Below are 20969 nucleotides of genomic sequence, written 5' to 3' on the forward strand. Positions count from 1 at the left end.
CGCCCGAGGGCGGCACCCCCTGGGAGTGGGGGTACCGCCCTCGGAACGTAAGGACAGAGATCAACCAGGGCCGTTATGGCCGAGTCGATCAGAAGTCCATGTCACCGCCCGGCATGCCGCCCGGAGCGGCCGCGCCGGCCTTCTCGGGCTTGTCGGCGATGACGGCCTCGGTGGTGAGGAACAGCGCGGCGATGGAGGCGGCGTTCTGCAGGGCAGAGCGCGTCACCTTCGCCGGGTCGATGATGCCCTCGGCGATCATGTCCACGTACTCACCGGTGGCGGCGTTCAGGCCGTGACCGATGGGCAGGTTGCGGACCTTCTCGACGACGACGCCACCCTCGAGACCACCGTTGACGGCGATCTGCTTGAGCGGGGCCTCCAGGGCGAGACGCACGGCGTTGGCGCCGGTCGCCTCGTCACCCTCGAGCTCCAGCTTCTCGAAGACCGCGGAGGCCTGGATGAGGGCCACGCCACCACCGGCGACGATGCCCTCCTCGACGGCCGCCTTCGCGTTGCGAACGGCGTCCTCGATGCGGTGCTTGCGCTCCTTGAGCTCGACCTCGGTGGCGGCACCGGCCTTGATGACGGCCACGCCGCCGGCCAGCTTCGCCAGACGCTCCTGGAGCTTCTCGCGGTCGTAGTCCGAGTCCGAGTTCTCGATCTCGGCACGGATCTGGTTGACGCGACCGGCAACCTGGTCCGCCGAACCCGAGCCGTCGACGATCGTCGTCTCGTCCTTGGTGATGACGACCTTGCGAGCGCGGCCGAGCAGGTCGATGCCCGCGTTCTCCAGCTTGAGGCCGACCTCCTCGGAGATGACCTCGCCGCCCGTGAGGATGGCGATGTCGCCGAGCATGGCCTTGCGGCGGTCACCGAAGCCCGGGGCCTTGACGGCTACGGACTTGAAGGTGCCACGGATCTTGTTGACGACCAGGGTCGACAGGGCCTCGCCCTCGACGTCCTCGGCGATGATCAGCAGCGGCTTGCCGGACTGCATGACCTTCTCGAGAAGCGGCAGCAGGTCCTTGACGTTGCTGATCTTCGAGTTGGCGATCAGGATGTACGGGTCGTCGAGGACGGCCTCCATACGCTCCATGTCGGTGGCGAAGTACGCCGAGATGTAGCCCTTGTCGAAGCGCATACCCTCGGTGAGCTCCAGCTCCAGACCGAAGGTCTGGGACTCCTCGACGGTGATGACGCCTTCCTTGCCGACCTTGTCCATCGCCTCGGCGATGAGCTCGCCGATCTGGGTGTCGGCGGCGGAGATGGAGGCCGTGGAAGCGATCTGCTCCTTGGTCTCGACATCCTTGGCCTGCTCAAGGAGGGCACCGGAGACGGCCTCGACGGCCTTCTCGATACCGCGCTTGAGAGCCATCGGGTTGGCGCCGGCGGCTACGTTGCGCAGGCCCTCGCGGACGAGCGCCTGGGCGAGAACGGTCGCCGTGGTCGTACCGTCACCAGCGACGTCGTCCGTCTTCTTGGCGACTTCCTTGACCAGCTCGGCGCCGATCTTCTCGTACGGGTCCTCGAGCTCGATCTCCTTGGCGATGGAAACACCATCGTTGGTGATCGTGGGGGCGCCCCACTTCTTCTCGAGGACGACGTTCCGGCCCTTGGGGCCAAGGGTGACCTTGACGGCGTCGGCGAGCTGGTTCATCCCGCGCTCGAGACCGCGCCGTGCCTCCTCGTCGAACGCGATGATCTTGGCCATGTGAAGTGGTCCTCCCGGACGGGGTGGATTGCTCCGGATCGCGCCCGCGCCCGCGACGGACGGCCTGCAGCCCTTGTGGTTCCTTGCCCCACCGGCCTGCGGACCTCACTGGCCCGATCCAAGTTCTGTCACTCTCACTGGGAGAGTGCTAACGCCAATGATTAGCACTCGACCCCTGCGAGTGCAAGCGCCTCTCACGAACGAAGGGGACGCCCGGAACGCCCCGGAACGCACGAGGGGCCGCATCCCAGGTGGGATGCGGGCCCCTCGGCGTGAGTGCGTCGGTGGCCGATCGCGCCGGATCAGACGGCGAGCTTGACCATGTCCGCCTGCGGACCCTTCTGGCCCTGCGAGATCTCGAACTCCACTCGCTGACCCTCTTCAAGGGTGCGGTAGCCGTCCATCTGAATCGCGCTGTAGTGCACGAAGACGTCCGCACCACCGTCGACCGCGATGAAGCCGTACCCCTTCTCCGCGTTGAACCACTTGACGGTGCCCTGAGCCATGCCTAACTCCCCTATTACTGGCCCTTGCACAGATCCACACTTCGCGGATCCGGGTCAGACCTCACCCCCCAACGATTGGGGGTGTGCGCCGGAACGCGTCGACCGCGGCTGAATGTATCTGTCCAACTGCCGTCTGCAACAGGTCAATCGGACGAGAATTCTGGGCATCGCCGATCGGGAAAATGCGGAGGACTTGCGAAGTTTCAGGGCAAGTCGGGCCCCGTATATGCCATAAAAGGCTCAAAAAGGAGGGGCACTTTGGCTACTTCTTGTCGGGTGTCGCACAGGTACTCATATGCATCCGGCATGAATAGCGAAGCGGGTTCCCCAACTGTACCCCGCTCAACCATGCAGAATTGCCCCCTCCGTTTCTCTCACGGAGAGGGCAATTCGATGAACACTGCGTATTCGGCGTTACCGAGGGTAGCGATCAGCCTCCGGCGACGGCCGGGATGATCGAGACGCCCGCACCGTCCGGCGTAGCCGTCTCCAGCCCCTGCTCGAACCGCACGTCGTCGTCGTTGACGTACACATTGACGAAGCGGCGCAGCTTGCCCTGGTCGTCCAGCACGCGCGCGGCGATACCCGTGTGGTTCTTCTCCAGGTCGGCGATGACCTCGGCGAGAGTCCCACCCTCGGCACTCACCTCGGCCTTGCCGCCGGTGTAGGTGCGCAGGATGGTGGGGATGCGAACGTTGACGCTCATGCCTTGTGACCTCCGGTCAGGTGGAGCGCCCCCAAAGGGGCGCGGGGAACTGCGCGACCAGCCCCCACCGGCCCGCAGAAAGAGAACGGCCCTACTTACGCGAGCCCAGCTTCCCGGAACGACTCCAGGTTGGGACGAATGGTCGCCGTCAGCCCCGTACCGGCCACCGCGTCCAGCGTCTTCAGACCATCGCCGGTGTTGAGGACGACGGTCGTGAGGGTCGGGTCGAGGAGACCATTCTCGATCAGCTTCTTCGCCACACCCACGGTCACTCCACCGGCGGTCTCCGCGAAGATGCCCTCGGTCCGGGCGAGGAGCTTGATCGCGTCGACGACCTGCTCGTCGTTGACGTCCTCCACGGCCCCACCCGTCCGCCGCGCGATGTCGAGCACGTACGGCCCGTCCGCCGGGTTGCCGATGGCGAGGGACTTGGCGATGGTGTTCGGCTTCTGGGGGCGTACGACGTCGTGGCCGGCCTTGTAGGCGACGGACACCGGCGAGCAGCCCTCGGCCTGGGCGCCGAAGATCTTGTACGGCTTGTCCTCGACGAGCCCGAGCTTGATCAGCTCCTGGAGGCCCTTGTCGACCTTGGTGAGCTGGGAGCCGGAGGCGATCGGGATCACCAGCTGGTCGGGAAGCTGCCAGCCGAGCTGCTCGCAGATCTCGTACGCGAGGGTCTTGGACCCCTCCGCGTAGTACGGCCGCAGGTTGACGTTGACGAAGCCCCAGCCCTCGCCGGCGGGGTCGCCGATCAGCTCGGAGCAGAAACGGTTCACGTCGTCGTAGTTGCCCTCGATGCCGACGAGCTCGCCGCCGTAGATCGCGGCCATGACGATCTTGCCCTGCTCCAGGTCGTGCGGGATGAACACGCAGGAGCGGAAGCCGGCGCGGGCGGCGGCGGCACCCACCGCGCCGGCCAGGTTGCCGGTGGAGGAGCAGGAGAGGGTGGTGAAGTCGAAGGCGCGGGCGGCCTCGATGGCCTGGGCGACGACGCGGTCCTTGAAGGAGTGCGTCGGGTTGCCGGAGTCGTCCTTCACGAAGAGCTTGCCGGCGTCGACACCGAGCTCGCGCGCGAGGTTGTCGGCCTGGACGAGTTTGGTCCAGCCGGGGTTGATGTTCGGCTTCTCGGCGACGTCCGCGGGGACGGGCAGGAGGGGCGCGTAACGCCAGATGTTCGCGGGACCCGCTTCGATGCGCTTGCGGAGTTCTTCGGTTTCGTAGGCCGAGAAGTCGTACGCGATCTCCAGCGGGCCGAAACACTCCTCGCAGGCGAAGACCGGGCCGAGCGGGACGCGGTGGCCGCACTCGCGGCAGGAAAGCGCGGCGGCCGGACCGAGGTCCACGGAGTTGGCCGAGTCGGCGGAGATTCCCGTGTTCGTGGTGCTTGCAACTGTCTGCGCAGCCATGGAGGCGAGGCCCTTTCTCCTCATCTTCCTCACGGCGCACTTCGCCGTGAGACGGATTTGGCACCTTCCCAAGCCGGGAGCCTCGCGACGACAACGTAGTCGTACGAGACCGGCTGGAGGGTTGCCGGGGCTTCATCGGGCCGTATCCCTCTGCCCCTCTGGATGAGCGGTATTTGATTGTTGAACTGTTGAACACAGTACGTGCTGATGATCCAGGACATGCGATGGTCATCCGCGTTGTTCAAGACTGTAACCGAAGGCCAGGACAGTTGAGATAGTCGTCCGAACCGCGAGATGGATCACATGCTGATGAGAGTGTGTGACCAGACAGTGAGGAGCCGCAGACTGTGCTGGAAGAAGTCGAGCGCTGGCTGAGCACACGCTCCTGGTCCGTTACCGACCGCCCGCTCCACAAGCTCATGGCCGCCAAACGCACCTCAGGATCGACGGTCAGCGTAGTGCTGCCCGCCCTCAACGAGGAGGAGACGGTCGGCGAGATCGTCGCCGTCATCCGCCACGACCTGATGCAACAGGTGCCCCTCGTCGACGAGATCGTCGTCGTCGACTCGGGCTCGACCGACCGTACCTCCGAGGTCGCCGCCGCCGCGGGCGCGCGCGTCGTGCACCGCGACGAGATCCTGCCGCGGATCCCGACCGTGCCCGGCAAGGGCGAGGTCCTGTGGCGGTCGCTGCTCGTGACGAGCGGGGACATCGTCTGCTTCATCGACGCGGACCTCAAGGAATTCTCGTCCGACTTCGTCTCCGGGATCGTGGGCCCGCTGCTCACCGACCCGGGCGTGGACCTGGTCAAGGCCATGTACGACAGACCGCTGGGCGGGGCGGCGGGCCAGGGCGGCCGGGTCACCGAACTCATGGCGCGCCCCCTGCTGAACATGCACTGGCCGCAGCTCGCGGGCTTCGTCCAGCCGCTCGGCGGCGAGTACGCGGCCCGCCGCTCCTTGCTCGAACAGCTGCCGTTCCCCGTCGGGTACGGCGTCGAGCTGGGCATGCTCGTCGACGCCCTGCACCTCGTGGGCCTGGACGCCCTCGCCCAGGTCGACGTCGGCGTCCGCAAACACCGCCACCAGGACGGCCAGGCGCTGGGCCGCATGTCCGCCGCGATCTACCGCACGGCCCAGCTGAGGCTGGCCCGCGGCCACATGATCCGCCCGTCCCTCACCCAGTTCGAACGCGGCAAGGAGGGTTTCGAGCCGCGCACGTACTCGGTGGACACGGAGGAACGCCCCCCGATGTCCGAAATCGCCGAGTACAGGAAACGAAGGGCCGCGTAGACCGGGCCCCGATAGGGGCGCGGGGCTGTGACATCTGCGGCTCCGCCGCGGGGCGCGACCAGCCCCCGCCGGCCGTGAGATCACATACGACCTCGCATACGGCCGAAGTGAACGTTTGAGCGTTTAGGCGGGGGGCTAGATTTCGAGGCATGGCTTCAACGCAGGGCGAAAAAGCGCAGGGCGCCCACCGCATCCTGGTCGCGTCCAACCGCGGCCCGATCACCTACGAGGTCGACGAGAACGGCTCGCTGAAAGCCAAGCGCGGCGGCGGCGGGCTGGTCTCGGGTCTGTCCGCGATCGGCCCGGACGCGGGCGCCCTGTGGGTGTGCTCGGCACTCGGCGACGGTGACCGCGAGGCGGTGCGGCGCGGGGTCGGCGAGGACGGCGTACGGATGCTCGACATCGACGCCACCGTGCACACCGACGCGTACAACGGCATCGCGAACTCCGTGCTCTGGTTCGTCCACCACATGCTGTACCAGACCCCGCTGGAGCCGGTCTTCGACGCGGAGTTCCGGCGCCAGTGGGGGTCGTACAAGGCGTACAACCGGGCGTTCGCGGAGGCGCTGGCGGAGGAGGCGGATCAGGGCGCCGTGGTCGTCGTGCAGGACTACCACCTGACCCTGGTCCCCGGGATGCTGCGCGAGCTGCGGCCCGACCTGCGGATCGGGCACTTCTCGCACACTCCGTGGGCGCCGGTGGACTACTTCCGGATGCTGCCCGACGACATCTCCGAGCAGGTGCTGCGCGGGATGCTGGGCGCGGACCGGCTCGGGTTTCTCACCCGCCGCTGGGCGGACGCGTTCACCGCGTGCGCCGACGAGCTCGTCGGCGGGCTCGGCGACACCCGGGTCGGGGTGCACGGGCTCGGCGCGGACGCCGACTTCCTGCGGCGCCGCTCGCACGAGGCGGATGTCGAGGAGCGCATGGCGGCCCTCCGGGCGGAGATCGGCGAGGGCCGGAAGACGATCGTGCGGGTCGACCGGACCGAGCTGTCGAAGAACATCGTGCGCGGGCTGCTGGCCTACCGGCAGCTGCTCGATGACCTGCCGTCGTGGCGCGAGCGCGTCGTGCACGTCGCCTTCGCGTACCCCTCACGGCAGGACCTCGCCGTGTACCGGGACTACACGGCCGAGGTGCAGAGCCTGGCGGACGACATCAACTCAGCGTACGGAACGCCGGGTTGGACCCCCGTACTCCTGCACGTCAAGGACGATTTCGCGCGCTCGCTGGCCGCATACCGGCTCGCCGACGTGGCCCTCGTCAACCCCATCCGGGACGGCATGAACCTCGTCGCCAAGGAGGTGCCCGTCGTCTCCGACGAGGGGTGCGCGCTGGTGCTGTCGCGGGAGGCGGGGGCGTACGAGGAGCTCGGCGAGGACGCGATCGTCGTGAACCCGTACGACGTGATCGGCACCGCGCGGGCGCTGCACGAGGCGTTGTCGATGCCGCCGCACGAACGGGCCGAGCGCACCAAGCGGCTGGCCGCCGCGGCGACCGCTCTGCCGCCGGCCCAGTGGTTCCTGGAACAGCTGCACGAGCTGGAGGCCTGAGCGGCCCCGTCAACACAGGCGCCAGTCAGTCCAGTCGTCAGTCCAGTCGGGCCGCGAGCGCGGACAGCAGTCGTACGACGCCGGGCGGGCCGTCCACCACCAGGTCGGCCCGGTCGGCGAGTTCGGCGACTTCGGAGCTGCCGCTGCAGACGAGGAGGCCGGGGATGCCGTCGGAGCGGAGCTTGTCGACGGCGGCGAAGGCGGGCAGGTCGCCCAGGTCGTCGCCGGCGTAGAGGACGGATTCGGCGCCGATCTCGCGGACGTACTCCAGGAGGGCGACCCCCTTGTCCATGCCCGGCGGGCGCAACTCCAGGACCATCCGCCCCGGTTCGACGATCAGGCCGTGGCGGGTGGCCAGGTCGGTGAGGGGCTCGCGCAGGGCTTCGAAGGCGGCCTGGGGGTCGGACGCGCGGCGCGTGTGCACCGCCACGGCGCGGCCCTTCTCCTCGATCCACGTGCCCTGCCAGGCGCCGATCCTGTCGAGGCATCCGGGCAGCTCGGCGCGGACGGCGGCGACGCCGGGGTGCGGGGCGGGGGCGTTGACCGTGCCGCTCACGGCGTCCCAGCGTTCGGCGCCGTAGTGGCCGAGGACGACCAGGTGTTCCAGGCCCGGTACGCCCGCGAAGCCGCCGTGGCGGACCGCTACGCCGGCCGGGCGGCCGGTGACTACGGCGACGGAGGCGACCTTGGGGGCGAGGGTGGCGAGGGCGGGGACCGCGGCGGGGTGGGCGCGGGCCTGTTCCGGGTCGGGGACGATCGGGGCGAGTGTTCCGTCGAAGTCGAGTGCGATCACTGCCCTTGCGGGCCGCGCGAGGATGGCGTCGAGGCCGTCGCGTCCCGCGGGGGTCGCGGGTGTCGGCATGGAGTCCGTGGATTCCGCATGGCTGCCCATGTGCCGACCCTATCCGCGCGACCCCGAACGCACCCATGGCTCATCAGGTCATGTCCTCGCCCCCGCCGCCCCTACCCGTCCCATCCCTGGGGGCTGCGCCCCCAGACCCCCCTAAAAGATTGCGCAGTTCCCCGCGCCCCTTGAAGACGGGGTGGTTCGTCGGCTGCGGGACGGTGGGGGCTGGGCGCGCAGTTCCCCGCGCCCCTAAACAACTGCCGGCCCGCCCGGGGTTCTTTTAAGGGGCGCGGGGAACTGCGCGACCAGCCCCCACCCACCCGCACCCGACACACAACCGAACGGGGAGGAACCCGGGAACCCCTCAGCGCTCTCCCCGGCGGGAGTCTCTGACCCTGCGGAGGCGGTTGACCGTTACCGGGTCGTGGGCGAGGGCCCTGGGGTCGTCGAGGAGGGCGTTGAGGAGCTGGTAGTAGCGGATGGGGGGCAGGCCGAGCTGCTCCCGGATCGCGCGCTCCTTGGCTCCCGGCCCAGGGAACCCGCGGCGCTCCATGGCAAGAATCCCCTGCTCCCGCGACGTGAGGTCCTCCATGGACAGCACCGTAACCCCCGCCACTGACAGCGTCAGCCCGCGCTGTCCGCCATGGTCCCCTCGTTCTGGAGCGAGCTGAGGACCCCGGTCGGGCTGCCCCCAGGGCTCACGGCCTTGGCGATCTGCTTCTTGATGTCGGCGCTGATCTTGGCCCAGGACGTCTTGCCGACGGGGTACAGCTCGGCGGAAGGGAGCTCGTCCAGGAACGGGGCGAGGTCCTGGTCGTCCTGGTCTCCGGCCATCGCGTCGGACGCGGACGAGGTGACCGGCAGCAGGTCGTACTCGTGGGAGAAGGCGAGCACGTTCTTGTCGTTGTAGACGAAGTCGAGGAAGTCGCCGACCTGCTTGCCGTGGCCGTTCTTCTTGAAGGCCATCATCCAGTCGGCGACGCCCATCGTGGCCTTGGTCCTGCCGTCGATGCCGGGCATCGGCACCATGCCGAACTCCACGCCCTTCTTGGCGGCCATCTGCATCAGCGTGGGGTGCCCGCTGAGCATCCCGACCTCGCCGCGCGCGAACGCCTCGAACGCGTCCGCACGGTTCAGCTTCGCGGGAGCGACGGGCCCGGTGAGCCCCTTGCCGACCAGTTCGTCCCTGAGCCAGGTGAACGTCTTGATGTTCTGCGCCGAGTCGATGGCGTACGTGCCGACGTCGTCGGTGTACCCGCCTCCGCCGCTCAGCAGCCACTGCATCGTCTCGGCCTGCGCCTCCTCGGGCCCGAGCGGCAGCGCGTAGGGGAACTTGACGCCCTTGGCCCTGAGCACCTTGGCGTCGGCGGCGAGCTGGCTCCAGCTCTGCGGCGGGGTGAGGCCGGCCTCGGAGAACAGCGTCTTGTTGTAGAAGAGCAGCCGCGTGGAGGACGCGAACGGCATGCCGTACTGGGTCTGGCTCGCGTCCGTGAGCTGCGGGACGAAGTTGGCCTCGACGGGTATGGAGAGCAGGTCATCCACCTTGTAGAGCTGCCCCTTCGCGGCGTAGTCGGCGTACGCGCCGATCTGCGCCATGTCGGGCGCGTCGCCCGCCGCGACCATCTCCTTGACCTTGCGGTCGACGTCGGTCCAGGAGTAGACGCTGACCTCGACCTTGACCCCCGGGTGGTCCGCCTCGTACTCCTTGACCAGCTTGTTCCAGTACTTCTGGGAGCTGTTGGCCGAGGAGTCGCCGTAGTCGGCGGCCACCAGCTTCAGGGTCACCTCCGAGGAACCGTCCGAGCTGCCGCAGCCCGCGAGTGTCGCCGTCATGCCCATGGCAAGCGCCACCGCGATCAGTCCTGTCCTACGCCGCTGCACTGCTCTGTCTCCCAACCCCCGGCCAGCACGCGCCGGCCCCTGGCCGACCCTGGCCGCATTTGCTTGTGCGTCCGTTGCATCCGTCTCGGCATGCGGATACAAGGTCTACACCACGTGAGTGGACTAGATCTCTCCTGGGGTAAGGGGCGACACTGTCCCCCGTGAGACATGTCATCGCCCTCGATGTGGGCGGCACCGGGATGAAGGCCGCCCTCGTGGGCGCCGACGGCGACCTGCTGTACCAGGCACGCCGGGCGACCGGCCGGGAGCGCGGTCCGGAGGCTGTCGTCGAGACGATCCTCGGCTTCGCCGCCGAGTTGCGTGCGTACGGCGAGGAGCACCTCGGCGGGCCCGCCGTCGCCGCCGGAGTCGCCGTCCCCGGCATCGTCGACGCCGCGCACGGCATCGCGGTGTACGCGGCCAACCTCGGCTGGCGCGACGTCCCGCTGCGCCGGCTGCTCGGCGACCGGCTGGGCGGCGTACCCGTCGCGCTCGGGCACGACGTGCGCACGGGCGGGCTCGCGGAGGGCCGCATCGGCGCGGGACAGGGGGCGGACCGGTTCCTGTTCGTCCCGCTCGGCACCGGCATCGCGGGCGCCATCGGCATCGACGGCGGCGTCGAGGAGGGCGCGCACGGCTTCGCGGGCGAGATCGGCCACATCGTCGTACGCCCCGGCGGGACCCCGTGTCCGTGCGGGCAGCACGGCTGTCTGGAGCGGTACGCGTCCGCGGCGGCCGTCAGCCAGGCCTGGGCGGAGGCGTCCGGCGATCCGGAGGCGGACGCGGCGGACTGCGCGAAGGCGGTCGACTCCGGGGACCCCCGCGCCGTACAGGTCTGGCAGGAGGCCGTCGACGCGCTCGCCGACGGGCTCGTCACCGCGCTCACTCTGCTGGACCCGCGCACCCTGATCATCGGTGGCGGCCTGGCGGAGGCCGGGGAGACGCTGTTCTCACCGCTGCGGGCCGCCGTCGAGCGGCGCGTCACCTTCCAGAAGCTGCCGGGCATCGTCCCGGCGGCCCTCGGCGACACGGCCGGCTGCCTCGGCGCGGGGCTGCTGGCCTGGGATCTACTCGAAACCGACATCACCGACCGCTCGGAGGTAACCACCTGATGGCCCCAAGAAAGGTTCTCGCCGGCGCCCGGGTGGTTCTGCCCACCGGGATCGTGGACGGCGGCCGCGTGCTCGTCGAGGGCGCGCGGATCGTCGGGAGCGGTCCCGCCGACGCGGAGATCATCGACGTATCGGGCCACTGGCTGGTCCCCGGCTTCGTCGACCTCCACAACCACGGTGGCGGCGGCGCCTCCTTCACCTCCGGGACCGTCGAGGAAGTCCTCAAGGGCGTCCACACGCACCGTCTGCACGGCACCACGACGGTCGTCGCCTCCACCGTCACCGGTGACATGGACGGGCTCGCCCAGCGCGCCGGGCTGCTGTCCGAGCTGGCCGAGCAGGGCGACATCGCGGGCATCCACTTCGAGGGCCCCTTCATCTCGCCGTGCCGCAAGGGCGCGCACTCCGAGGAACTGCTGCGCGACCCGGATCCGGCGGAGGTCCGCAAGCTGATCGACGCGGCGCGCGGCCGGGCCAAGATGGTCACGCTCGCCACCGAACTGCCGGGCGGCATCGCCTCCGTACGCCTGCTGGCCGAGCACGGGGTGATCGCGGCGATCGGGCACACGGACGCGACGTACGAGCAGACGCAGAAGGCCATCGACGCGGGCGCGACCGTGGCGACGCACCTGTTCAACGCGATGCCGGCGCTCGGCCACCGCACACCCGGTCCGATCGCGGCCCTCCTGGAGGACGAGCGGGTCACGGTCGAGCTGATCAACGACGGCACGCATCTGCACCCCGCCTCCCTGGAGCTGGCGTTCCATCACGCGGGCGCCGACCGGGTCGCGTTCATCACCGACGCCATGGACGCGGCGGGCTTCGGCGACGGCCGCTACATGCTCGGCCCGCTGGAGGTCGAGGTCGCGGACGGCGTCGCCCGTCTGGTGGAGGGCGGTTCGATCGCGGGCTCGACGCTCACGCTCGACCGTGCCTTCAAGCGCGCGGTGACGATCGACCGGCTGCCGGTCGAGGACGTCGTGGCGGCCCTCTCCGCCAACCCCGCCCGCCTGCTCGGCATGGACGACAAGGTGGGCTCCCTGGAGCCGGGCAAGGACGCCGACCTGGTGCTTCTCGACGCCGACTTCGGGATCAAGGGCGTGATGCGCAGGGGCGAATGGGTGGTTGAGCCCCAACTGGGCTGATTGGCCCCTTGTCGGCGCACGGCGAATGGCTACCGACGTACAACAATTGCCTGTTCAAGCACGGCGGTTGGCCCACGGGACTGGGCCGACCGCCGTTGTCTTTGACATGATCGAGCCTCCGGACAACGGGTCAGCGCGTACCAGCGCCTGCCGGGCGTCCACTTGATGATTCTCTTCGGGGGAGGTCGGCCCAGGTGATCCTCACGGTCACACTGAACACCGCTCTCGACCTCACCTATCACGTACGGTCACTGCGGCCGCACACCTCGCACCGGGTGACCGAGGTGACCGAACGCCCGGGCGGCAAGGGCCTGAACGTGGCCCGGGTGCTCGCCGCCCTCGGCCACGAGGTGACGGTCACGGGCTTCACGGGCGGCGCGACGGGCCGCGCGGTGCAGGACCAACTCACGTACACGCCGGGGGTGGTGGACGCGCTGGTCCCGGTGACGGGATCGACGCGCCGCACGATAGCCGTCGTCGACACGGCGACCGGTGACACGACTCAGCTGAACGAGCCGGGACCGGCGATCACCCCGGCCGAGTGGTCGGCCTTCCAGGAGGCGTACGAGCATCTGCTGCGCTCCGCCTCGGCGGTGGCCCTGTGCGGCAGCCTGCCCCCGGGTGTGCCGGTCGGCGCCTACGCCCAGCTCATACGGGCCGCCCGCGCGTCGGCGGTCCCGGTGCTGCTGGACACCAGCGGCGAACCGCTGCGCCGCGGGGTCGCGGCCCGCCCCGACATCGTGAAGCCGAATGCCGACGAACTCGCCGAACTCACCGGCTCCCACGACCCGTCGCAGGCCACCCGGGACGCCCGCCGGCGCGGCGCGCACACGGTCGTGGCCTCCTTGGGCGGGGAGGGCCTCCTCGCGGCGAACGCGGAAGGCCGCTGGCGGGCCACCCCGCCGCGCCACGTGCACGGCAATCCGACGGGCGCGGGCGACTCGGCGGTCGCGGGCCTGCTGTCGGGGCTGGTGGAGCACCTGCCGTGGCCGGAGCGCCTGGCCCGGGCCGTGGCGCTGTCCGCGGCGACCGTACTGACGCCCGTGGCGGGCGAGTTCGACCGCTCGGCGTACGAGACGCTGCTGGACCAGATAGCGGTGACGGCGGACGCCACGGCGGCGTGACCGCCGGGGGCGGCCAGGCCGCCGCTAGTCCTTGACCTGGCCCTGCTTCAGCGACAGCTGGTCGAGCAGGACGTTGCAACTGTCGCCGTCCCCGCAGGAGATGGTGATCGTGTTGGTGCCCTTGTTGAGGGTGGGATACGCGTAGGTCTTCGTCCAGCCCTTCGCGAAGTCGCCGTCGGCGGCGCCCGTGTAGTTCTTCAGGCTCAGCTTGGAGCCGAAGACCTTGCCGTTGACGGTGAGCGTCATCGACTGGTCGTCACCGGCCGCGCTGTAGCGCGCGAAGAGGGTGTAGGCACCGGTCTTCGGGATGTTGCTGACGTTCCAGGTGACGGAGGCACCCGTGGCGTTCAGGCCCGTCACATAGACACCGCCGTCGGACAGGGCGCCCGCGACGTCGGAGGCCGTGCTCACGCCGGTGCCGAAGTTCAGCGCCTTCGCGTCGATCGCCGGCAGTTCCGCGGAGGCGCCGGAGCTCTTGGACGCCGACGCGCTCGGCGACGCGCTCTGCGAGGTCGTCGGGTTCGAGCTCACGCTGTCGCTGCTGTTGTCGTCGTCCGAGCCGCCGTCCAGCATGGCGACGCCGATGCCGATCACGACGGCGGCGACCACGGCGATCGCGCCGATGAGAAGGCCCTTGGTGTTGGGGCCGCGCCCGCGCCCGCCGCCGTCACCGGGCAGCGGCTGCCGGCTGGTGGGCGCGCCGCCCATCATCGTCTCGGGGGCCGCGTAGTGCGCGTTCTGGCCGTACCCGGGCTGCTGGCCGTACGCCTGCTGCTGCGGCGGCACCTGGCCGTACTGCGCGGTCGGCGGCTGCTGGCCGTACCCGGGCTGGGCCGGCTGTCCGTACTGGCGCTCGCCGACCGCCCGCACTCTGTTGACCGAGCCGGGGTAGCCGTAGCCGCCGCCTCCAGGGGGCGGGGTGGCTCCGTTGGCCTGACCATCGGCGTAGAGATAGCCGAACGGGTCGTCGTCCTCGGGCGTGCTCGCGCCGTTGTTGCCGGGCGTCATCCCTAGGTCTCCTCAGCGGGTGCGGTTCAGATGCGTCGTACGGATGAAGGGCGAGCCTACCCGCTCTTGCTGAGCCACACGGGGGGTCTTCACCGCATCAACGCACTGACCTGCGATTTATCCCGCACGCCGATGCTGTTTGGGACGAGACCGTTTCTCGATGTACATCCGTTCGTCAGCGGACTTCAGCACCTCGTCCGCCGTCATGCCGCAGTGTGCCCATCCGATGCCGAAGCTCGCGCCCACGCGGACGGCCCGTCCGTCGACCCGGATGGGCGGAATGATCGCGTTCCGCAGCCGTACGGCGAGGTCCTGGGCGTCGGCGCGGCCGAGCCCGTCGGCGAGCACCACGAATTCGTCGCCGCCGAGGCGGGCGACCGTGTCGCCGTCCCGGACGGCGTGGGTGAGCCGTCTCGCCACCTCGATGAGGACCGCGTCACCCGCGTTGTGCCCGAACCGGTCGTTGATCGATTTGAAGCCGTCGAGGTCGCAGAAGAGGACCGCGAGCCCCTTGGTGCCGTCGTCCGTCTCACCCTCGGGCGCGATCGTGTGCACGTGGTGGTCGAAGGCGTCGTACGCCTCGGAGACCGGCTGGAAGTCGAAACCATGGCCGTTGTTGTCGTACGCCGGGTGGCCGTTCCCTTCGTACGCGCTCTGCGTGCCGCCCGGGAGCTCCGGGTACTGCCCGTGCCCGTACGCCGCGTCCAGCGAGGCGACCGCGCCGGGCGGAAGCGACTGCGGGCGCTGACAGAGGCGGGAGCTGAGCCGGGAGCGCAGCTCGGCGGAGTTCGGCAGGCCGGTGAGCGCGTCGTGCGAGGCGCGGTGGGCGAGCTGGAGCTCGCGGCGTTTGCGCTCCTCGATGTCCTCGACGTGGGTGAGCAGAAAGCGGGGGCCGTCGGCGGCGTCCGCGACGACGGAGTTGCGCAGGTGCACCCAGACGTAGCTGCCGTCGCGGCGCCCGAGCCGCAGCTCGGCCCGGCCGCCCTCGGCGGACGTTCTGAGCAGGGTGCCGATGTCCTCGGGGTGCACGAGGTCGGAGAAGGAGTAGCGGCGCATCGCGGAGGCGGGGCGGCCGAGGAGGCGGCACAGGGCGTCGTTCGTCCGCAGGATGCGGCCGTGCTGGTCGCCGCCCATCTCGGCGATCGCCATGCCCGAGGGCGCGTACTCGAAGGCCTGGCGGAAGGACTCCTCGCTGGCGCGCAGGGCCTGCTGCTCGCGCTCAAGGCGGACGAGGGCGCGCTGCATATTGGCTCGTAGACGCGCGTTGCTGATCGCGATGGCGGCCTGGAACGCGTACATCTGGAGCGCCTCACGCCCCCACGCGCCCGGCCGCCGCCCGTTGCGCGGCCGGTCCACGGACAGGACGCCGATCAGCTCGCCGCAGCTGCCGCCGGAGACGCCCGGGGTGCGCATGGGCGCGAAGAGACGGTCGGAGGGGTGCCACTCGTCCTCGAAGCGGGGCGCGGGACCGTCGGTGTACCACTGCGGTACGTCGTCCTCGTCGAGGACCCAGCCTTCGGTGTGCGGTATGAACCGGAGGTCGCCCCAGGCCTCGCCCATGTTCAGCCGGCGGTCCCAGGAGGCGCGGGAGCCGACGCGGCCGGTGATGAGGGCCTCGGCCGCGGAGTTGCCGGCGAGCGCGGCGACGACGAGGTCGCCGTCCGGGCGTACGAGGTTGACACACGCCAGCTCGAAGCCGAGGCCGGTGACCACGCCGTCGGCGACGGTCTGCAGCGTGTCGGCCAGGCTGCGGGCGGTGTTCATGTCCGCCATCACGGTGTGCAGCTGCCGCAGGGTCGCAAGACGGACGTAGGGCTCCGACTCGGTCTCCATGCGCCCTCCCCTCGAGACCTCGCAGCAACTCCAGGGTTCTCTCGGCGTACTAGGTGGTACTAGTTGGTAGCTTCTTGCTCAGCTTCCCCGCCACTGAATCACAGCGCGCTGCCCACTCGGTACACAGGGTCAACAAAATATGGCTCCTGTGACTCAAGTCACAGCTGAAGATGAACAATTGAGTAGGGTTTCTGCATTTTCACCGTGCGTTTACTGAACGCATATTGCAGAGCTGTGCGGAGACTGTGAGCAATTGTGTCCGTTGCGCAGGAGCGTTGCCATCGGTATCTCGGTCGGCATCTCGGTCGGTGGTCCTAGGACCAGGCTCGGGCCGAGGTCCGATGCGCCGGCCCGGGGGCGGAGACTAGCGTTTCGGCGTGCTGAAGACCTCCCCTGCCGCTCCCCCCACCCCGTCCGTGCATGCTGAGGGGGTGAGCAACGACGAGTTCCGCGCCGCCATGACCCGGCTGGCCGCGGGCGTGGTCCTGGTGACCGCACACGAGCCCGCGCTGGACCCGGACGGCCCCGGTGGCGAGGACGTCGGCATGACCGCGACGGCCTTCATGTCCGTCTCCCTGGACCCGCCCCTCGTCATGGTCAGCCTGCGCGAGGGCTCCCGCATGGACGACCTGCTCGACGAACAGCCCCTGTGGGCCGTCTCCGTGCTCTCCGAGAGCCAGCGCCACATCGCGGGCCGCTTCGCCATGAAGGGCCGCATCAGCGACCGGCTGCTCTTCGAGGACATCCCGTACGTCCGCGGCGAGGCGTCCGGAGCGCTCCTGGTGGGCGGCGCCCTGGCGACCCTGGAGTGCAGCACCGAGCAGCGCGTGCGCGCGGGTGACCACACCCTGGTCATCGGCCGCGTCCTGACGGCCCAGGTGCCTAGCGCGGACGGGGGGCCGCTGGTGCACTTCAAGGGCCGCTACCGGCAGTTGGGCTGAATCACTGAACCCTCTGACCCCCCTGACCCCTCGGTCACTGGTCGAGGACGGTGACGTCGAGCCCGGCCAGCCGTTCCGGGTCGTTGAGGATGTCGATCACGGCGATCCTGCGGTGTACGACGGTGAAGGCGAGGACGCTGACCGGGCGCCCGTCCACCACCACGACCACACCCGCCGCACCGTTGACGAGGGCGGGCCGCGCGATGCGGGCGAGATGCGCGACGGTGCTCGCTCCCGAGGCCACGGCGATCGCACCGGTGGTCACACCGGCCTCCGAGCGCGCCACGACATCCGGGTCGAGCACCGCGACGAGCGCGTCGAAGTCACCGTCGCGCGCCGCCGCCAGGAACGCGTCGACGACCTCCCGCTGCTGGGCGAGGTCGGGATCCGGCGCGGGCGCCCCGCCCTGGACCCGGCGCCGGGCCCGGCTGGCGAGCTGACGGGACGCCGCCGGCGTACGGCCCACGATGGGCGCGATCTCGTCGAACGGCACGGCGAACAGGTCGTGCAGCACGAAGGCGAGCCGCTCGGCGGGCGCGAGCTGCTCCAGTACGACGAGCAGGGCCAGCCCCACCGAGTCGGCGAGCAGCGCCTCCTGCTCCGGGTCGATCCCGCCGAAGGGGCTGATGACCGGCTCCGGCATCCGCACCCCCGGCTGCTCCTCCAAGGACTCCTCGCCCCGGGTCCGACGGGACCGCAGCATGTCCAGGCAGACCCGCCCCACGACGGTCGTCAGCCACCCGCCGAGGTTGTCGACCCGGGCGGCGTCGACCCGGCTGAGCTTGAGCCAGGCCTCCTGCACGGCGTCATCGGCCTCGGCGAGCGAGCCGAGCATGCGGTAGGCGACGGCGCGGAGATGACTCCGATGCGATTCGAACCGCTCGGCGAGGAAGTCGGTCTCGCCCTTGCCCGAAAATGCGCCGCCGTTCATGTCACTCATGGGTCACATCTCCTCGTCACGGTCCGTCCCGTCAGTGGGTTGACGGATCGTGGGGAGTGGATGTGACAAGCGGGGGGCTGCGCCCCCAGACCCCCTGGGTTGTGTGTCGGGTGCGGGCCGGTGGGGGTTGCTCGCGCAGTTCCCCGCGCCCCTGAACAACCGCCGGTCCGCCCCGGGTGCTTCTAAGGGGTGCGGGTCTGTGACATTTGCGGCTCCGCCGCGGGGCGCGACCAGCCCCCACCCACCCGCAGCCGACGAACAAGCCCCGGGGTCGAAGGGGCAGAGCCCCTGAGGTCCTATCCCCAGTCCCGCCCGGAACGGCCCCGCTTGGTGTCCCCGCGCTGCTTCTTCTCGCGCAGGCGGCGTTCGTTGATGCCGCGGGGGATGCGGGTGGCACGGCGGGGCCTGGGCGGTGGGGCGGAGGCCTCGGCGAGCAGGGAAGCGAGCCGTACGGCCGCGGTCTCGCGGTTGCGCCACTGGGAGCGGTGTTCGGAGGCCCGGACGCTGATGACGCCGTCGACGAGCCGTCCGGCGAGCTTGGCGAGGGCGCGCTCCTTCCAGACGGGCGGCAGCGCCTCGGTCTTCGCGAGGTCGAACCGCAGCTCGACCTGGGAGTCGCTCGTGTTGACGTGCTGCCCGCCGGGCCCACTGGATCGCGAGAAACGCCACATGAGCTCGGCCTCGGGAAGGGAGACGGAGCCGCGAATGACGTAAGGACCGGACATGGGGTTCATGGTCGCGCGGATCTCCGGTCCACGTCACCCTCTTTTTCGGGAAGGTAAAGAAAGTAAAGGGAGCTGGAACCTTCGGTACCCCTCTTGGCGTTCCTAGAGGTAGCTGTAGCTTCGTGCCCGTACGAAGCCCAAACGTGCGGGCACAGTGTTCGTACGCAACGAGGGAAGGGACTCCCAACAATGGCTGTAAGCCTGTCCAAGGGTGGCAACGTCTCGCTCACCAAGGAGGCTCCGGGCCTGACCGCCGTCACCGTGGGCCTCGGCTGGGACGTCCGCACCACCACGGGCACCGACTTCGACCTCGACGCCTCGGCCATCGCGGTCAACACCCAGGGCAAGGTCTACTCGGACGCCCACTTCGTCTTCTTCAACAACAAGCAGACCCCGGACCAGACCATCGTCCACACCGGCGACAACCGCACGGGCGAGGGCGCGGGCGACGACGAGGCGATCAACGTCAACCTGGCGGGCCTCCCCGCCGACATCGACAAGATCGTCTTCCCGGTCTCGATCTACGACGCCGAGACCCGCTCGCAGAACTTCGGCCAGGTCCGCAACGCCTACATCCGCATCCTCAACCAGGCCGGCGGCGCCGAGATCGCGCGCTACGACCTCTCCGAGGACGCGGCGACGGAGACCGCCATGGTCTTCGGCGAGCTCTACCGCAACGGCGCGGAGTGGAAGTTCCGCGCGGTCGGCCAGGGCTACGCGTCGGGTCTCGTGGGCATCGCCCAGGACTTCGGCGTGAGCGTCTGAGCCGTACGCGACAGTCGAGGAGCCCCCAGCACGAGCCGGGGGCTCCTCGCGTATCCGAGGCTCCTCCGTCGAACGGGCCGACGTCCCAGGTCCCCATGGCGATCTCCTCCCCATCACCGGCCAGGGCCGTTGCTCCAGGCGTCGGCAGGAAGGAGTTGGACCAAGCCCACCCAGGTGTGCTCGTCTCCCCGGGTGTGGACAGCGCGCACGGTCCAGCGGCCGGGCGGCACCGGCACGGGAGTCTGTTCCGGTAGTCCTCCGCCGTGGGGATACTCGGCACCCGGGTCGGCGCCGGCTTCCGCGGAGTCCATGAGCACTGCCTGCCCATCCGTCGTCCAGGTGCCGCACTCCTCCCATTCCGTAGCGGGATCGGCGAGGACGGCCTCAGCCGCGGCCAGCAGGTCGGACTCGGCGTGGGCGGCCGACCAGCGAAGGAACGTCCGGCGTTCCGGGAGATAGCAACTCGGAGCGGGCTGATCCGCCAAAACCAAAGCCCCGGGCACAGAGCCCTCGCTCATCGCGATCACGCCCGCCAGACCGTCCACCTCGCAGGCACGGTCGTAGTCGTCAGGGGTGTCCGTGTCACCGATGACCATCACACGGTCGACGCCTGCCTCCGCGGCATCCGAGCCGATCTCAACCTCACCCGCCTGGCGATCTCCCTCGATCCGTGAGCGCGAGCCCCTTCTTGACCGGGAGGTGGCCGTACAGGAGGAGGCTGACGATCTGGTCCATCACCGCCTCGCCCGGCGGTTCGCGGTTCACCGCGGCCAGGTAGACGACGGTTCCGGAGTAGATGTCGACCATCAGTGACGTATCGGTGTCCGGCGGCAACCGACCTTCGAGGCGGGCCCGCTCCAGCAGTTTCACTACCGACGCGCGGCGGGGTTCGATGAGCTCGGCGAAGGCTCCGGTACCGGTGGGATCCCCGATCACATCGGCGAGAAGCGCCGGGAGGATCAGGCACGTGGGCATGGCGGAGACGAGCTCGATGGTGAGCCGGACAGCGGTGCGCAGGTCGGCTTCCAGGTCGCCTGTCTCGTGGATGGGAGGTAGTGGGACTTCCCCGCTGAGGGCCTCGATCACCAGCGCGGCCTTGTTCGGCCACCACCGATAGATGGTTGCCTTGCTGACTCCGGCCCGCCGTGCGATGCCTTCGAAGGAAAGCCGCTGATATCCGACCTCACCGAGCAGGTCCTTTGTGGCTCGGAGCACGGCTTCGTGAGATTCCCGGCGGCGCCGCCGGGAGTCGGGCGCGATGCGGTCGGGCTGGGCGCACTCAGGAGCCAAAGGGTTCTGACCGCCAATCTGCGGACTGGGAGTAACCACCGCATGCCTCCCTTGTGAGCCACTGGTGCACCCGTTGACTTTGCCCGAGAAATGGCCCTATCTTGACGAAACGGGGCGTTTCGTACCGTATAGCCCGATCTATACTCAATAGTAAGATCCGGAAGCCCGCCGGGGAACCACTACG

The 20969-nt window shown here is 69.6% G+C and carries 20 protein-coding genes and 1 riboswitch; of the genes, 7 read left to right on the forward strand and 13 right to left on the reverse strand.

Annotation, left to right across the window (positions count from 1 at the left end; translation table 11 throughout):
• Positions 1-88: 88 nt before the first annotated feature.
• From groL to thrC, 4 genes are all read right to left on the reverse strand, one after another.
• On the reverse strand, positions 89-1711 hold the full coding sequence (gene groL / locus AB5J50_RS23285) for a chaperonin GroEL (RefSeq protein ID WP_369260327.1): 1623 nt from the start codon (positions 1709-1711) through the stop codon (positions 89-91).
• A gap of 302 nt (positions 1712-2013) precedes the next feature.
• Positions 2014-2217 (reverse strand): cold-shock protein, encoded by a 204-nt coding sequence (locus AB5J50_RS23290; RefSeq protein ID WP_005315736.1) that lies wholly within the window; start codon positions 2215-2217, stop codon positions 2014-2016.
• Between the two features lie 430 nt (positions 2218-2647).
• Positions 2648-2923 carry a MoaD/ThiS family protein gene (locus tag AB5J50_RS23295; RefSeq protein ID WP_327429709.1) on the reverse strand — a complete coding sequence of 92 codons (276 nt, stop codon included), beginning with the start codon at positions 2921-2923 and terminating at the stop codon, positions 2648-2650.
• Between the two features lie 95 nt (positions 2924-3018).
• The gene (gene thrC, locus AB5J50_RS23300) at positions 3019-4329 is read right to left on the reverse strand and encodes a threonine synthase (protein WP_369260328.1); all 1311 of its coding nucleotides are present in this window, start codon (positions 4327-4329) and stop codon (positions 3019-3021) included.
• 17 nt (positions 4330-4346) lie between these two features.
• A riboswitch (SAM riboswitch) is annotated at positions 4347-4498 on the reverse strand.
• A 178-nt stretch (positions 4499-4676) separates the two neighbouring features.
• Between thrC and AB5J50_RS23305 the strand changes: the two genes are divergently transcribed.
• The gene (locus AB5J50_RS23305; protein WP_327429711.1) at positions 4677-5621 is read left to right on the forward strand and encodes a glucosyl-3-phosphoglycerate synthase; all 945 of its coding nucleotides are present in this window, start codon (positions 4677-4679) and stop codon (positions 5619-5621) included.
• A gap of 149 nt (positions 5622-5770) precedes the next feature.
• Complete coding sequence (locus AB5J50_RS23310) at positions 5771-7174, forward strand: trehalose-6-phosphate synthase (RefSeq protein ID WP_369260329.1); 1404 nt, start codon at positions 5771-5773, stop codon at positions 7172-7174.
• A 37-nt stretch (positions 7175-7211) separates the two neighbouring features.
• Here the strand turns inward: AB5J50_RS23310 and otsB are convergent, their stop codons facing one another.
• The 3 genes from otsB to AB5J50_RS23325 form a co-directional block, all read right to left on the reverse strand.
• The gene (otsB, locus tag AB5J50_RS23315; protein WP_369260330.1) at positions 7212-8066 is read right to left on the reverse strand and encodes a trehalose-phosphatase; all 855 of its coding nucleotides are present in this window, start codon (positions 8064-8066) and stop codon (positions 7212-7214) included.
• 319 nt (positions 8067-8385) lie between these two features.
• Positions 8386-8613, reverse strand: a complete 228-nt coding sequence (locus AB5J50_RS23320) for a DUF3263 domain-containing protein (RefSeq protein WP_369260331.1) — start codon at positions 8611-8613, stop codon at positions 8386-8388.
• Between the two features lie 32 nt (positions 8614-8645).
• Positions 8646-9902 carry an ABC transporter substrate-binding protein gene (locus AB5J50_RS23325; RefSeq protein ID WP_369260332.1) on the reverse strand — a complete coding sequence of 419 codons (1257 nt, stop codon included), beginning with the start codon at positions 9900-9902 and terminating at the stop codon, positions 8646-8648.
• 161 nt (positions 9903-10063) lie between these two features.
• Here AB5J50_RS23325 and AB5J50_RS23330 point away from each other — a divergent pair, with 161 nt between their 5' ends.
• The 3 genes from AB5J50_RS23330 to AB5J50_RS23340 all read left to right on the forward strand — a co-directional run bounded on the left by AB5J50_RS23330 (position 10064) and on the right by AB5J50_RS23340 (position 13283).
• On the forward strand, positions 10064-11014 hold the full coding sequence (locus tag AB5J50_RS23330) for an ROK family protein (protein WP_369260333.1): 951 nt from the start codon (positions 10064-10066) through the stop codon (positions 11012-11014).
• A complete protein-coding gene (gene nagA, locus AB5J50_RS23335; RefSeq protein WP_369260334.1) occupies positions 11014-12159 on the forward strand; it encodes an N-acetylglucosamine-6-phosphate deacetylase in 1146 nt (381 codons plus the stop codon). Before AB5J50_RS23330 ends, nagA begins: the two co-directional genes overlap by 1 nt.
• A gap of 194 nt (positions 12160-12353) precedes the next feature.
• Positions 12354-13283, forward strand: coding sequence for a 1-phosphofructokinase family hexose kinase (locus AB5J50_RS23340; RefSeq protein ID WP_369260335.1), 930 nt, complete (start codon positions 12354-12356; stop codon positions 13281-13283).
• A 24-nt stretch (positions 13284-13307) separates the two neighbouring features.
• Here AB5J50_RS23340 and AB5J50_RS23345 read toward each other — a convergent pair whose 3' ends face one another.
• A complete protein-coding gene (locus AB5J50_RS23345) occupies positions 13308-14291 on the reverse strand; it encodes a carbohydrate-binding protein (protein ID WP_369260336.1) in 984 nt (327 codons plus the stop codon).
• A gap of 117 nt (positions 14292-14408) precedes the next feature.
• Positions 14409-16124, reverse strand: coding sequence for a diguanylate cyclase CdgB (gene cdgB, locus AB5J50_RS23350; protein ID WP_369260337.1), 1716 nt, complete (start codon positions 16122-16124; stop codon positions 14409-14411).
• Between the two features lie 458 nt (positions 16125-16582).
• Here cdgB and AB5J50_RS23355 point away from each other — a divergent pair, with 458 nt between their 5' ends.
• A complete protein-coding gene (locus tag AB5J50_RS23355) occupies positions 16583-17065 on the forward strand; it encodes a flavin reductase family protein (protein WP_369265491.1) in 483 nt (160 codons plus the stop codon).
• Positions 17066-17099: 34 nt separating this feature from the next.
• Here AB5J50_RS23355 and AB5J50_RS23360 read toward each other — a convergent pair whose 3' ends face one another.
• Together AB5J50_RS23360 and arfB are read right to left on the reverse strand one after the other, a co-directional pair.
• On the reverse strand, positions 17100-18005 hold the full coding sequence (locus AB5J50_RS23360; RefSeq protein WP_369260338.1) for a sigma-70 family RNA polymerase sigma factor: 906 nt from the start codon (positions 18003-18005) through the stop codon (positions 17100-17102).
• Between the two features lie 296 nt (positions 18006-18301).
• Positions 18302-18730, reverse strand: a complete 429-nt coding sequence (gene arfB, locus AB5J50_RS23365; RefSeq protein ID WP_327429722.1) for an alternative ribosome rescue aminoacyl-tRNA hydrolase ArfB — start codon at positions 18728-18730, stop codon at positions 18302-18304.
• A gap of 189 nt (positions 18731-18919) precedes the next feature.
• Between arfB and AB5J50_RS23370 the strand changes: the two genes are divergently transcribed.
• A complete protein-coding gene (locus AB5J50_RS23370) occupies positions 18920-19495 on the forward strand; it encodes a TerD family protein (RefSeq protein ID WP_369260339.1) in 576 nt (191 codons plus the stop codon).
• Between the two features lie 113 nt (positions 19496-19608).
• Here AB5J50_RS23370 and AB5J50_RS23375 read toward each other — a convergent pair whose 3' ends face one another.
• Both AB5J50_RS23375 and AB5J50_RS23380 read right to left on the reverse strand, forming a co-directional pair.
• Complete coding sequence (locus tag AB5J50_RS23375; RefSeq protein WP_369260340.1) at positions 19609-20091, reverse strand: Imm21 family immunity protein; 483 nt, start codon at positions 20089-20091, stop codon at positions 19609-19611.
• 46 nt (positions 20092-20137) lie between these two features.
• The gene (locus AB5J50_RS23380; RefSeq protein ID WP_327429725.1) at positions 20138-20710 is read right to left on the reverse strand and encodes a TetR/AcrR family transcriptional regulator; all 573 of its coding nucleotides are present in this window, start codon (positions 20708-20710) and stop codon (positions 20138-20140) included.
• Between the last annotated feature and the right edge of the window lie 259 nt (positions 20711-20969).

Origin of the sequence: Streptomyces sp. R35, from assembly GCF_041053035.1 — a bacterium.
Classification (GTDB): domain Bacteria; phylum Actinomycetota; class Actinomycetes; order Streptomycetales; family Streptomycetaceae; genus Streptomyces; species Streptomyces lutosisoli.

Bases quoted from the DNA above. Each gene is read 5' to 3' on its own strand.
- groL (WP_369260327.1), bottom strand. From the start codon at position 1,711: ATGGCCAAGATCATCGCGTTCGACGAGGAGGCACGGCGCGGTCTCGAG.
- AB5J50_RS23290 (WP_005315736.1), bottom strand. From the start codon at position 2,217: ATGGCTCAGGGCACCGTCAAGTGGTTCAACGCGGAGAAGGGGTACGGC.
- AB5J50_RS23295 (WP_327429709.1), bottom strand. From the start codon at position 2,923: ATGAGCGTCAACGTTCGCATCCCCACCATCCTGCGCACCTACACCGGC.
- thrC (WP_369260328.1), bottom strand. From the start codon at position 4,329: ATGGCTGCGCAGACAGTTGCAAGCACCACGAACACGGGAATCTCCGCC.
- AB5J50_RS23310 (WP_369260329.1), top strand. From the start codon at position 5,771: ATGGCTTCAACGCAGGGCGAAAAAGCGCAGGGCGCCCACCGCATCCTG.
- otsB (WP_369260330.1), bottom strand. From the start codon at position 8,066: ATGGGCAGCCATGCGGAATCCACGGACTCCATGCCGACACCCGCGACC.
- AB5J50_RS23320 (WP_369260331.1), bottom strand. From the start codon at position 8,613: ATGGAGGACCTCACGTCGCGGGAGCAGGGGATTCTTGCCATGGAGCGC.
- nagA (WP_369260334.1), top strand. From the start codon at position 11,014: ATGGCCCCAAGAAAGGTTCTCGCCGGCGCCCGGGTGGTTCTGCCCACC.
- AB5J50_RS23345 (WP_369260336.1), bottom strand. From the start codon at position 14,291: ATGACGCCCGGCAACAACGGCGCGAGCACGCCCGAGGACGACGACCCG.
- cdgB (WP_369260337.1), bottom strand. From the start codon at position 16,124: ATGGAGACCGAGTCGGAGCCCTACGTCCGTCTTGCGACCCTGCGGCAG.
- AB5J50_RS23355 (WP_369265491.1), top strand. From the start codon at position 16,583: ATGACCCGGCTGGCCGCGGGCGTGGTCCTGGTGACCGCACACGAGCCC.
- AB5J50_RS23360 (WP_369260338.1), bottom strand. From the start codon at position 18,005: ATGAGTGACATGAACGGCGGCGCATTTTCGGGCAAGGGCGAGACCGAC.
- arfB (WP_327429722.1), bottom strand. From the start codon at position 18,730: ATGTCCGGTCCTTACGTCATTCGCGGCTCCGTCTCCCTTCCCGAGGCC.
- AB5J50_RS23370 (WP_369260339.1), top strand. From the start codon at position 18,920: ATGGCTGTAAGCCTGTCCAAGGGTGGCAACGTCTCGCTCACCAAGGAG.
- AB5J50_RS23375 (WP_369260340.1), bottom strand. From the start codon at position 20,091: ATGGTCATCGGTGACACGGACACCCCTGACGACTACGACCGTGCCTGC.